Source organism: Kitasatospora sp. NBC_00070 (genome assembly GCF_045041205.1).
Lineage (GTDB): Bacteria > Actinomycetota > Actinomycetes > Streptomycetales > Streptomycetaceae > Kitasatospora.
This window is the reverse complement of record NZ_CP108247.1, coordinates 480,250-492,780: the sequence shown is the minus strand read 5'-3', so window position 1 is coordinate 492,780 and position 12,531 is coordinate 480,250. Positions and strand designations below refer to the sequence as shown.

Here is a 12,531-nt window from a genome sequence, read left to right as displayed (position 1 = left end):
CGGAGGGAACCATGGCGGGTTCTTGGCGTGCGCTCAGGCGCAGAATTCTGACCCCTGATCATTCGGAGACGAAGCTCTCCAAGCGGGGATTCCACGAGAAGAGCGTGCAATCCCGGGAGTTGCTCGAGACGGTCGGCGCGACCTTCCTCACCGGCTACGGCCACGTGATGGAGTCGCGCACCGTCGCCGAGGCCGAACTCCGGCTGGAGGGAGTGCCGGACCAGTTCCGCGGCTTCGCCTACGAAGGTGCGGCGATGGGTGCGGCGATGCTGGACGGGCTGCCGTTCGGCAACGGCCGCAAGGTGGCCGAACTGCTGGCCGGGCGCGGCCGGCAGCACAGCTACATGGTCTACGTCGGGGTCGGCTGGGCGATGGCCAGGCTGCCCCGGTTCCGCTGGGCCGCGATCACCCCGCCGGACCCGCTGCTGCGCTGGCTGGTACTGGACGGCTACGGGTTCCACCAGGCGTACTTCCACACCCGGAAGTACGTCCACGAGCACTATCAGGAGCCGAACTTCCCGTGGCCGGTGGACGGTTCGGCCGACTACCGGAACCGGGCGATCGACCAGGGCATCGGCCGCGCCACCTGGTTCGTGGCGGGCACCGCGCCGGACGTGGTGGCCGACCTGCTGGACCGCTTCCCGGCGCACCGGCGGCCCGACCTCTACAGCGGCGCGGGGCTGGCCGCCACCTACGCGGGTGGCGGGGACCAGGCCGAGCTGGCGGTGTTCTGGGAGCGGGCGGCGGCGTACCGTCCGCAGGTGGCGCAGGCGTCCGCGTTCGCCGCCACCGCCCGGGTGGAGGCGGGTCTGGTCACGCCGCACACCGAGCTGGCGGCCCGGTTCTTCTGCGACCTGACGCCCCGTGAGGCGGCCGCGCTGTGCGACAAGGCCCGGCCGGAGCCCGGTCCGGACGGCGCGGTGCCGGCCTACGAGCTGTGGCGGCAGCGGATCGCGGCGGAGCTGGCCGAGCACCGCGACGTGACCGCGTGACCGCGCCCGCGCGGGCCCGGCGGCTGCCGCCCGGGCCGCCCGCCTCCCGGACCGTCGGGCTGCTGGCCAGGATGGCCAGGGACCGGCTCTCGGTGATGACCTCGGCGGCGCTGACCTACGGCGACGCCGTCCGGCTGCCGCTCGGCCCGAAGACGCTGTTCTTCTTCAACCACCCCGACCACGCCAAGCGGGTGCTGGCGGACAACGCCGCCAACTACCACAAGGGCATCGGCCTGGTGCACGCCCGGCGGGCCCTCGGGGACGGGCTGCTGACCAGCGAGGGCGAGCTCTGGCGGGCCCAACGCAAGGTGATCCAGCCGGTGTTCCAGCCCCGGCGGATCTCCCGGCAGACCGGGGTGATCGCCGAGGAGGCGGCCAAGCTGGTGGCCCGGCTGCGCTCGCTGGCGGGCACCGGTCCGGTGGACATCAGGGCGGAGATGACCGGGCTCACCCTCGGCATCCTCGGCCGTACCCTGCTGGACGCCGACCTCGGTGTGTACGAGTCGATCGGCGAGTCCTTCGAGGTGGTCCAGGACCAGGCGATCTTCGAGATGATGTCGCTGAGCGCCGTCCCGTCCTGGCTGCCGCTGCCGCAGCAGCGCCGGTTCCGGCGGGCCCGGGCCGACCTGGAGCGGATCACCGGCCAGTTGGCCGCCGAGCGGGCCGCGCACCCGAGCGCGGACGGCGACGACGTGCTGTCCCGGCTGATCGAGGCGACCGCCGCCGAGCCGGACGAGGCGGTCCGGCGGCAGCGGATGCGGGACGAGCTGGTCACCCTGCTGCTGGCCGGGCACGAGACCACCGCCTCCACGCTGAGCTGGACCTTCCTGCTGCTCGACCAGCACCCGCTGGTCTGGGAGAAGGTCCGGGCCGAGGTGGTCGAGGTGCTCGGCGACCGTCAGCCGGAGGCCGAGGACCTGCACCGGCTCAGCTACACCTCGATGGTGCTGGAGGAGGTGATGCGGCTCTACCCGCCGGTCTGGATCCTGCCGAGGAAGGCCCAGCAGGCGGACGAGATCGGCGGCTTCCACGTCCCGGCCGGTGCCGAGGTGCTGGTCTGCCCGTACACCCTGCACCGGCACCCGGAGTTCTGGGACGCCCCGGACCGCTTCGACCCGGAGCGGTTCGCGCCGGGCCGGGCGGCCGGGCGGCACCGCTACAGCTACATCCCGTTCGGGGCCGGGCCGCGCTACTGCGTCGGCAGCAGTCTGGGCATGCTGGAGGCGACCGTGGTGCTCGCCGCGGTGGTCCGCGAACTCCGGCTGGCCAAGGCCCCGGGCTACGTGCCCAAGCCGGAGCCGATGCTCACCCTGCGGGTGCAGGGCGGGCTGCCGATGACCGTCCACCCGGTCGACTGACCCGTACCCAGCCGACCCCTACCCAGCACGGAACGCCCGGCCGGAACCCCCGGCCGGGCGTTGCGTGCTGGGTACGGTGGCGGGCCGGCACGCCGGAAGCCGGTGTCTCCCCGGGTGGGGAGGCACCGGCTTCCCGGGGCGACCGCGGTCAGTCGGGCAGGCGGTGGAAGCCGCCGGCGAAGAACAGCAGCGGGTCGTCCGCGGGCGGGCGCCCGATGTCCAGCACCGAGCCGAGGAAGATCGAGTGGTCGCCGCCGTCGTACTCGGCGGTCAGCTCGCACTCCAGCCAGGCCTGCGCACCGACCAGCACCGGGGCCCCGGTGAGGCGACCGGGAGTGGTCTCGACGGCGTCGAACTCCTGGGCGCCGCGCGGGCGGTGGCGGTCGGCGAAGTGCCGGGCCGCCTTCTCCTGCGAGCCGGAGAGCACCGAGACCGCGAACGCCCGCTCGGCCAGGATGGTCTCGTGCACGGCGGCCGTGCGGACCACGCAGACCAGGATCACCGCCGGATCGAGCGAGACCGAGGCGAAGGAGTTCGCCGTCATCCCCCGGGGCTCCGCCCGCCCGGCCGTCAGCACCGTCACACCGGTGGCGAACCGGCCCAGCACGCCGCGCAGTTCGGTCCGGTCCTGGACCGGCCGGACGGCGGTGGGCCGGCCGCCGGGCAGTCTGTCGATGGACGTCATCGGCTACACCTCGCTCGGGACGAGGACGGGCCTGACGGCCCGTCCGGCGGGGCCGCCGGGCGCGACGGCGTACGGTTCGAGCGCCTTGCGCAGCGCCTCCGGCACCCGGGTCGGCCGGGTGTCGTTGTTCGGGCCGCGCATGCACGCCACCCGCTGCCGGCCCCGGGCGACCAGCAGCTCGCCACCCGCCTCGGGCAGTTTCACGTAGTCGAAGGTGAAGCCGACCTGGGTCTGCGTCAGGTCCTCCAGCCGCATCCGGATCGACAGCTCGTCGAAGGCGGTGATCTCGGCGAAGAACTCGCAGTCCACCTTGAGGGTGAACAGCTTCAGGTCGGCGCGGATGTCCTCCAGCACCTCGGGGGCCATCTCCCGCAGGAACATCTCCCGGCAACGGCCCTGCCAGCGCAGGTAGTTGACGTAGTAGACGTTGCCCACCAGGTTGGTCTCCTCGAAGCCGACCAGGTGGCGGTACTCGTAGAACGGCTGCACGGTCACTCCTCGGATTCCGTCGACAGGGCGAACATCACCGGCAGCTCCACGCCGTGCAGGGCGGTCGGGAAGGTCGCCACCAGGGCATCGCCGGAGCGCAGCACCACCCAGCGGTCCGGGGTGTCCGGCAGCTCGGCCAGGGTCAGCGCGACCTGGGCCCGGCCGGTCTTGCGCAGGCACTCGGTGGCGCCCCAGACCCGGGCCGCCGCCTGGGAGAGCGGCTCGCCCGACTCGCCGGCCACCAACTCCGCCAGCGTGAAGCCGTCCGGGCCGAGCAGCGCGGCCCAGTCGGCCGGGGCGCGGTCCGCCACCGGCTCGACGTCGCAGCCCACCGGCCGGTCGCCGAGCACCGCGAAGGTGACCCCGCCGCCGTGCGAGGAGCTGACCCGGGTGCCGCCGTCGATTTCCGGCCGGCCGTCCGGGCGGTAGCGCACCGCGGTCTCCCGGCCGAGCGCCCAGCCGACCGCCCTGGCGGTCCGCTCGCGGCGCATCGCCACGCCCCGCACGGCCAGTTCGCCGTCCGGCAGCACGATCCCGCGCAGCGGGGAGCCGAGCAGCAGCTCGGCCCGCCGCTCCAGGTAGCCACCGAGCAGCGCGGGCTGCCAGGGGCCGGTGCCGTCCAGCTTGCGCACCGCCTGCAGCTTCAGCCCCTCCCAGCGCTCGACCAGCACGCCGTCCTGGTCGCGCACGTCGAGGTCGTACAGGTAGGTGTCGCCGACCTTGGAGCGCTCGACGGCGTGCAGGGTGACCTGCTTCTCGGTCCGGACCGCCGTCGGGTCGGCCAGGTGCAGCCGCTCGACGCTGACCGGGAGCAGGGTGGCGTCCGGTACGCAGCACTGGATCGAGTGCATCAGCGCGTCCCGGGTGCCGGGGTCGGCGAGCACCAGCTCGTGCGGCAGGTAGCCGGCGAACCAGTTCGCGGTGGCGGCGTTGGAGATCTCCGCGACGCAGCCCTTGGCCGCCAACTCGCGGTAGCCGAGCAGGCGTTGGAACCGTCCGCCCTGGAAGAGCACCGGTCCGTAGAGGTCCCGGGCCGGGTCCAGCGGGACCTGCGGGGCGTCCTCGGCGATCGGCCTGGGGGCACTGTCCAGCGGGGCCGGGCGGCCGTACCGCAGGGTGGCCCGGAAGTGGTCCGCCTGGAAGCCGGTCTCGCTGCTGCGGAGCACCGCCTGCACCGTGTCGGCGTCCCTGGCCAGCACCGCGACCCGGAGCGTGACGGTGCCGGTCACCGGGACCACGATCGGCCGGAGGAACTCCATGTTCTCCAGCGTCGGGGTGCCCGGCTGCCCGGAGACCGCCGAGGCGGCCTGCGCCATCGCCTCCATGCCCAGCACGGCGGGGTAGAGCAGGTCCCCGTCCAGCAGGTGGTCGGCCAGGTACGGGTCGCCCGCGGCCGACAGGTCGGCGTCGGCGACCAGTTCGATGCCCGGGTAGTACGCCTGCGGCCGCTCCAGGAAGCGCAGCAGCGGCAGTTCACCCCGGCCGACGTCCAGGGTGGGCAGTCCGCCGGCCCGGCCCATCACGACCAGCGCGGTCGGCGCGGTCGGCGCGGTGGGGTCGGCGAGCAGCTGCTTGAGCTGCGCCACCCCCTGCTCGGTCGGGATCGGCTCGATGCCCTCGCGGATCAGCGACTCCAGCACGCCGAGCCGCTCGCCCATCCCGGCCCCGGACCAGACCGACCACTCCAGGGCCAGGCAGCGGCAGTCCGGGTTCTCCTGCCCGACCTGCCGGGTCAGTTCGGTGAGCCAGTCGTTGGCGGTGGCGTAGTCCGCCTCGCCGCGCAGACCGGCCCGGCCGATGATCGAGCCGAAGGTGACCAGCAGCCGCAGGGCCGCCGGGTCGACGGCGGCCAGCACTGTCTCCAGGCCGGTGATCTTGGTGGCCAGGGTGCGCCGGAACGAGTCCTCGTCCAGGGTGGCCAGCCCGTGCGGCTCGTTGCGGCCCGCGCCGTGCAGCACGGCGGAGACCGGGCCGAGCGCGCGGCGGATCTCCTCGACCGCGTCCTTGACCTGGTCGGCCGAGGTGACGTCGGCCCGGGCGTAGTGGAAGATCACGCCCGCCTCGGTCATCCGGGCCAGGTTGGCGGCCAACTCCTGGTCCTGGGCCGGGTCCGAGCGGCCCAGCAGGCCGATCGCGGCACCCGTCTCCAGCGCCAGTTCGAGCGCGCACTCGGCGGTGATGCCCTTGCCGCCGCCGGTGACCAGCAGCACGTCCGCCCCGTCCAGGGCCGGACGGGCCGAGGCCGGGTCCGGGGTCGGCCGGGGCCGCAGCACCGGCACCCGGCGGACGTCCTCCGGGCTGTAGCTCACCTCGGCGAACCCGGCGGTGCCGGCCACGTCGGCGGTGATCATCGCGCTCAGCTCGGCCGCCCGGGCCGCCGACAGGTCGTCGGGCAGCGGCAGGGTGACCAGCGTGGTGGTGATGTCGGGGGCCTCCAGGTGCAGCGTCTTGGTCAGCCCGGCGGCGCCGCGCCGGTCGCCGACCGCGACGAACCGGCCGGTGCCCGCGCCCGCCTCGGTGAGCGCCGCCCGGGCGGCGGCCAGCATCAGCGCCGCGTGCTCGGGCCCGCAGTCCCTCGGCAGGCAGAGCAGCACACCGCCGCCGAGACCGGCCTCGGTGAGCGTCCGGTGCAGCGTGTCGGCCAGCGGGTGCCGGTCGGAGGCGAACAGCTGCCAGCGGCCGCCGGTGTCGGCGCTCCGGGAGGCGGGTGCCGGGGTCGGGACCAGCTCGACCTCGAACGCCCGGACCCAGGGTGCGACCCCCGGGGCGATCCGGGACGGCTCCGCCCCGTCCCCGCCGGTCTCCGCCAACTCGTCCAGCAGCCCGGCCAGTTCGGCCAGTGTGGAGGTGGCGAAGGCGGAGGTGACCAGCGGGGCGGTGAAGCCCATCTCCTGGGCCGCCTGGTTCATGATCTGACCCACCGTGATCGAGCTGAGGTGCAGCTCGTCCAGCGGGTTCATGTCCGGGCCGACCGCCGCGAGCGGCAGCTCGGCCCGGTCGGCGGCCAGTCGGAGCAGCACCTCCAGGCTGCTCCCGGCCGGCTCGGCGCCGGCCGCCGGGGCGGCCGGGGCGGTGACGGTGACGCCGGCGGCCACGGGGGCCGCCACCGGCCGCTGGGCCGGGACGGCCGCCAGCACGAACTCGCCTTCGGGGGAGGTCTCGCAGGGGCTGGCGAAGAAGCTGAACTCCTTGTCCAGCGGCAGCGGCCGGGTGAACCGGTCGCGGAACAGCTCCGCGTGCCGGACCGGCGCGCCGAGCGTGAACGCCGCCGCCACCGCCGCGAACAGCCCGGCCAGCGAGGTGCTGTCGGACTCCAGCGAGACGGTCGGCACGGTCGGGGCGATCTCGGCCGCCAGGCCGCGCAGCACCCGGCCCGGGCCGACCTCCACCAGCAGGTCGACCTCGGCCGCCAGCTCCCGGACCGCCTCGTCGAACCGGACCGGGTCCAGCACCTGACGGGTCAGCAGCTCCACCGGGTCCACGTCGGAGGGGAGTTCGGTCGCGGTGACGGTGGAGAACATCCGGCCGGTCAGCGGCGTGAAGGTCTCGGTCGCCAGGTGCGCCCGCAGGCCCTCGGCGGCCGGCGCCACCGCCACCGAGTGGAAGGCGTGCGAGACGTTGATCCGGGCGGTGCCGAAGCCCGCCGCGGCGGCCTTGGCGCAGACCCGCTCGACCGCGTCCACCGGCCCCGACACCACGGTCTGGGACGGGCTGTTGTACCCGGCGATCACCACCGGCTCGCCCGCCAGCAGCGGGGTGACCAGCGCGGCCTCCGCCGCGATGCCCGCCATCGTGCCGTTGCCGTCACCGGCGTCCGCCATGATCCGGCCGCGGGCGGCGGCCACCCGGAGCAGGGCGGTCTCGTCCATCGCACCGGCCCAGTGCAGCGCGGTGACCTCGCCGAGGCTGTGCCCGGCCGCGCCGACGGCCTCGATGCCGAGTGCGGAGAGCACCCGCAGCCCGGCGACCGAGGCGGTGACGATCCGGGGCTGGGCCACCGCGGTGGCGACCTGGTCGCCACCGGTGGGCAGGGCGTGGGTCCGGTAGAGCTCGTCCACCGAGGCGAACCTGCGGCGGACCGCCCCGCCGTCGCCGCGCCGCCCGGCACCCTGGCCGGGGAAGAGGAAGCCGATCCGCGGGGTGAGCGCCGAATTGCCCAGGTACACCCCGCCGTTCGGGTCCAGCACCGAGCGGGCGCCGGAGTCCAGCAGGGTCAGCAGCTTGGCGAAGCGCTGCTCGGCCTGCTCGGGGCTGCTCGCCACCACCGCCGCGCGGATCGGCCGGTCGGCCAGCTCCTGCTGCAGGGTGGCGGCCAGGTCGCCGAGCTCGGCGAAGGACAGCCGGGGGCTCAGGGCGGCCAGTCGGGCCACCCGGCCGCGCAGCTCGGCCATGCTGCCGGCGTCCACCAGCAGCAGTTCGACGTCCTGCCGGGAGGCGACCAGGCGGCGGGTGGTGCGGCCGACGTCGGTCTTCCGGACCCCGTCGGCGTGCTCCACCACCACGTGCGCGTTGATGCCGCCGAAGCCCATCGAGGAGACCCCGGCCCGGACGGGTGCGTCCGTCGGCCAGAGCTCGGCGTGGTCCGGCACCCGCAGGGCCGGGCGCTCGCCGGTCAGCTCCGGGTGCGGGTCGACGTGGCTGGTGGCGGGCGGGATGATCTGGTGCCGGACGGCCAGCACGGCCTTGAGCAGCCCGGCCACCCCGGCGGCCGCCTTGGTGTGGCCGAAGTTGCCCTTGACCGTGCTGATCGCGGCGGGCGGCGCGGTCGGGTCGGCGGCCCGGCGGGCCTCGCCGAAGGCGCGCAGCTCGGTGGCGTCGCCGACCGCGGTGCCGGTGCCGTGGCCCTCGAAGTACGACACCGTCTCGATGCCGAACCCGGCCGTGGCGTAGGCGCGGTCGAGCGCCAGCCGGTGGCCGCTGGCCTCCGGGCGGGTGATGCCGCCCTTGCCGTCCGAGGAGTAGCCCCAGCCGGCGATCGAGGCGTACCTGAACCGCTGCTCGGCCTGCGCGTCCTGATCGCGCATCAGGACCATCATCCCGCAGCCCTCGCCCGGCCAGAAGCCGTTCGAGCCCTTGTCGTAGACCCGCATCTCGCCGGTGGCCAGCGCGCCGGTCTTGGCGAAGCCGATCACCTCGAACGGGTCGATCGAGAGGTCGACGCCGCCGACCACGGCCACGTCCAGCCGCCCGTCCACCAGCGCGTCGCAGGCGGTGGCGACCGACAGCAGCGAGGAGGAGCAGGCGCCGTCGACGGTGAACCCGCCGCCCTTGAAGTCGAAGTGGTTGCAGATCCGGCCGGCGATGGTGTTGGCCAGGCCGCCGGCCAGGGTGTCCTCGCCGATCGGCGGGAACGGGCTCTTGTAGCGCTCCTCGAGCCCGGCCAGGAAACCGGCCAACGCGGCGTCGTCCCAGCCCTGTTCACGCAGCGCGGCGCCGACCGTGCGGCGCACGTACGGCCAGCGCAGCCGCATCAGGTTGGCCCGGCTGAACTCGCCGGTCAGGGTGTTGCCGATGATGACCCCGGTGTTGGAGTCGGCGAGCCCGGCGCCGAGCGGGAAGCCGGCGTCCTCCAGGGCCCGGGCGGCGGTGTCCAGCGCCAGCCAGTGGGTCATGTCGGTGGCCCGGTAGGTGGAGCCGGCCACCCGGTACTTGACCCGGTCGAACTCGAAGCCCTCGATCACCGCGGCCTTGGCCGAGTAGAACTTGTCCGGCGCCGCCGGGTCCGGGTCGTAGTAGTCCTCGGCCCGCATCCGCTCGTCCGGCAGGCGGCGGAACGCCCGGCGGCCGGTGAGCACGTTCTGCCAGAGCTGGCCCGGCGAGTCCGCGTCGGGGTAGCGGCAGGCGATGCCGACCACCGCGATCCTGGCCGGATTGGGAGTGGAGGTCATGCGGCCACCGCCTCGGAGCCGGTCTTCTTGCCCAGCTCGGTGGCGATCGCGTCGCCGAGCCCGTTGCCGGCGGAGGACTCCGGGGCCCGGTAACGCTTGATCAGATGAGCCACCCACCAGCCGGCCCCGCGCACACCGCAGACCACGGTGACCGCGAAGAACAGCGTGTAGACGACGTTGAAGAGCATCAGCACGCCGTAGGTCATCGCGACCCAGGAGCCGAACATGAACTGGTTCTTGGCCTTCGAGGGCGTGGTGCCCGGGTCGCTGATCATGTAGTTGGTGAACAGCACGAAGGCGACGCCGCTCATCGGGCCGAGCGCCGAGAAGATCGCCACGTCCCAGATCCAGTGCCGCAGCAGCGCCTGGATCACGAAGCCGCCGAGCCAGCCGACGATCAGCGCGACCTTCTTGGTCAGCATCGCGTTGATCACGGTGCCGGAGGTGACGATGATCAGAGGGATGGCCACCCGGAAGAAGGTGTTGGCGTTCTCGGTGAACTCGTACGGCGGCGCGATGCTGACCCAGGAGCCGAAGCAGACCAGGCTCATGGTGATGCCGAAGTTGGACGGGTTCATGAAGTGCCGCATCCGGCCGGCCACCGGCGCCTGCAGCGCGTGCTTGCCGGCCACCCCGACCACGGTGCCGAAGATCACCGGCAGGATCTGGTCGTTGGCGTAGAGCAGCATGTTCACCGCGAGGGCGGTGATGTGCGAGGGCAGCAGGAACTCGTACAGACCGCGCATCCCGTTGCCCCGGAAGCGCGCACCGCGCTTCTGCGCCCAGGCGCTGAGCACCTCGAAGGAGAGCTCGGTGGCGTACGCGGTGCCCACCGCGACGAAGGGCCACAGCCACGGCTGTTCGAAGCCGAGCAGGGTGTAGCCGAAGGCGTTGAAGATCGAGATCGAGATGGCGAAGTTCCGCAGCGCGAGGTAGCGCGGGTCCTTGGCGGCGGGGGTCGGCAGGGCGACGGCGGTACTCATCGGCTCGGAACCTCCTGGACGTCGCTGGTCAGCTGGAGCGTGTGGGTGCCGGGGGTCAACTGAACGTCCTTCATGTGCAACTGGCCCGAGGCGTCCCGCCAGCAGAGCTCGACGGTGGCCGGGCCCTGGTAGTCGCCGAGACCGAAGTGCACGTCGAAGCTGCGGAAGCCGCCGTGGCCGCTGCCGCCGTCGAGCTGGGAGATCTGGGTGCCGCGGGGCGTGGTGACCTTGACGGTGGCGTTGTAGGCCGGGCTGCCGGTGTTCACCAGGCCCTGGCCGGCGCCCTCGGTGCCGGTCGGCCGGTACAGCCGCAGGTCGAGGTGGTTGCCGGGCCGGGGCGCCTGGTTGGCGTAGAACGCGGGCGGGCCCCACTGGCGGGCCACCGCGAAGTCCAGCAGGCCGCTGCCGGTGGTGTCGCCGGTGGCGATGGCCCGGGTCGGGGTGGGCACCGCGAGCCCGAGCTGCTTGCTGATGTTGGCGTAGGTGCCGCTCGGCGTCTTGGCGTAGAAGGCCAGCTCGTCGTCGCCGGCCAGGTCGTCACCGGGCTGGACGTTGGGCCACATCCGGGGGTTGGAGAGCAGGTCGTCGTTGGTCATGGCCATCTCCTGGAGCCACGGCCACCGGTCGATCTCGCCCTTCACGAAGCCGTCGGCCTGCAGGATCGCCAGGTCGCCGTCGTTGCGGAAGTCGGCCATCTTGGTGTCCCAGCCCCAGCCGGTCCAGGCCACGCCGTGCTCGCGGGCCTCCTGGGTGAACGGCGCGACGTCCCGCTGGAGGTAGTCGCGCATCTCCTCGTTGTTCTTCGCCTGGTTGATCCAGAGGAAGTTGGACTCCTCCAGGCCCCAGGCGGCGGTGATGTTGCTGACCATGATGTCGAAGCTGCCGTTGTTGTTGACGTCGGCGAAGTCGACGCCCATGCCCTTGAACGAACCCTTGCCGAGCACGAAGGACTTGGGGGTGGTGGAGTCCCGCTGTCCGGTGGCCTCGGTGAACTCGATCCGGCCCGGCGTCGAGCGGTTGTGCAGCAGGTGGGCGTGGCCGAAGTCGTTGGCGATGTACAGGTCCGGCAGACCCTGGCCGGTCAGGTCGGCGCCCGCGATGGCCAGCGTCCAGCCGGTGGAGGCGTCGAACGGGATGGCGGCCCGCTCCTCGGTGAAGAAGGCGTCCGGCTCCGTCCCGGTGGTGGACTTCACCCAGCGCAGCACGTGGTCGCCACCGGCGTTGCGGGCGCTGGAGAGCGAGTCGTTCATGTGCACGTTGTTGAGGCCCTGCGGGTCCAGCACGTCGGAGTCGGGGAAGTAGTTCCCGATCACGATGTCCGGGTGGCCGTCGCCGTCCAGGTCGCCGACGTAGGCCGCGTCGGTGTTCCAGCGCGGGCCGTGGTACTTGCCGTCCAGCGACTGGGTGGGCACCACCTCGCGCGGCGTGTAGCTGTCCGCGGCCGGCCCGGTGGCGTCGGAGTTCGCCAGGAACAGGACCGGGGTGCGGCCCCAGTAGGTGGCCAGCAGGTCCATCCGGCCGTCGGCGTTGAAGTCGCCGGGCGTACAGCCGGTCGGGGCCATCGCGGCGTCCATCGGCAGCGGGGCGGCGTTCAGCACGAACGGGGTGAACCGGTCGCCGGCCCGGGCGGTGGGCGTGTACGTCACCACGATCTGGTCGGTCCTGGTGTCGACGATGCACATCCCGTCGGCCCGGCCGTGCCCGGTGAGGTCGTTGATGGCGATGCCGGCACCGACCGAGGAGACCCAGGACCGGATCTTCTCGTACGACGGGTTCACCGTGCGGACCGTGTTCATCTTCTGCGACTCGTACCCGGGCGGGAAGGCGATCGGCATCTCGGTGAACTTGTACTGCGTGGCGACCTCCTCACCGCCGGCCACGGCGACCGAGCCCCGGACGGCGATGAAGAGTGACGCGGTCACCACCACCGTCGCCACTCCCGGAATGAGTCTACGAATTCGCTCGCGATACAAGACGTTCCCCTCTCCGTGCAGGTATCCGCACAGTAATAACAATGTGATGGATGGTCAGCCGGATTTCGCTGGTCAACCCCTTTTGTCGATGGCTTGGTTTTTGAGCATGAGTCACCCTTTGCGGTCCCGCTTCTCTCATGTTGCCCACCGCTCCGACCGGGTG

General features: G+C 72.9%; 7 protein-coding genes. 2 read left to right on the top strand and 5 right to left on the bottom strand.

Annotated features, from left to right (window positions below):
• Positions 1-11 precede the first annotated feature (11 nt).
• Complete coding sequence (locus OHV05_RS02310; RefSeq protein WP_405016057.1) at positions 12-992, top strand: DUF1702 family protein; 981 nt, start codon at positions 12-14, stop codon at positions 990-992.
• Positions 989-2,350 carry a cytochrome P450 gene (locus tag OHV05_RS02305; protein ID WP_405016056.1) on the top strand — a complete coding sequence of 454 codons (1,362 nt, stop codon included), beginning with the start codon at positions 989-991 and terminating at the stop codon, positions 2,348-2,350. The genes OHV05_RS02310 and OHV05_RS02305 overlap by 4 nt, the downstream gene beginning before the upstream one ends.
• Before the next feature lie 148 nt (positions 2,351-2,498).
• Here OHV05_RS02305 and OHV05_RS02300 read toward each other — a convergent pair whose 3' ends face one another.
• Genes OHV05_RS02300 through OHV05_RS02280 form a run of 5 tightly spaced genes read right to left on the bottom strand, consistent with a single transcriptional unit; the run spans position 2,499 to position 12,317 of the window.
• Positions 2,499-3,035: a flavin reductase family protein gene (locus tag OHV05_RS02300; protein WP_405016055.1), complete on the bottom strand. Its 537-nt coding sequence runs from the start codon at positions 3,033-3,035 to the stop codon at positions 2,499-2,501.
• A 3-nt stretch (positions 3,036-3,038) separates the two neighbouring features.
• Complete coding sequence (locus OHV05_RS02295) at positions 3,039-3,524, bottom strand: acyl-CoA thioesterase (RefSeq protein WP_403042409.1); 486 nt, start codon at positions 3,522-3,524, stop codon at positions 3,039-3,041.
• Positions 3,525-3,526: 2 nt separating this feature from the next.
• On the bottom strand, positions 3,527-9,412 hold the full coding sequence (locus OHV05_RS02290) for an SDR family NAD(P)-dependent oxidoreductase (protein ID WP_405016054.1): 5,886 nt from the start codon (positions 9,410-9,412) through the stop codon (positions 3,527-3,529).
• Positions 9,409-10,395 (bottom strand): enediyne biosynthesis protein, encoded by a 987-nt coding sequence (locus OHV05_RS02285; RefSeq protein WP_405016053.1) that lies wholly within the window; start codon positions 10,393-10,395, stop codon positions 9,409-9,411. The genes OHV05_RS02290 and OHV05_RS02285 overlap by 4 nt, the downstream gene beginning before the upstream one ends.
• The gene (locus OHV05_RS02280) at positions 10,392-12,317 is read right to left on the bottom strand and encodes a CRTAC1 family protein (RefSeq protein ID WP_405016052.1); all 1,926 of its coding nucleotides are present in this window, start codon (positions 12,315-12,317) and stop codon (positions 10,392-10,394) included. The genes OHV05_RS02285 and OHV05_RS02280 overlap by 4 nt, the downstream gene beginning before the upstream one ends.
• Positions 12,318-12,531 lie beyond the last annotated feature (214 nt).

Excerpts from the sequence above, each read along its gene's own strand:
- OHV05_RS02285 (WP_405016053.1), bottom strand. The coding sequence starts at position 10,395 with ATGAGTACCGCCGTCGCCCTGCCGACCCCCGCCGCCAAGGACCCGCGC.
- OHV05_RS02310 (WP_405016057.1), top strand. The coding sequence starts at position 12 with ATGGCGGGTTCTTGGCGTGCGCTCAGGCGCAGAATTCTGACCCCTGAT.
- OHV05_RS02300 (WP_405016055.1), bottom strand. The coding sequence starts at position 3,035 with ATGACGTCCATCGACAGACTGCCCGGCGGCCGGCCCACCGCCGTCCGG.
- OHV05_RS02290 (WP_405016054.1), bottom strand. The coding sequence starts at position 9,412 with ATGACCTCCACTCCCAATCCGGCCAGGATCGCGGTGGTCGGCATCGCC.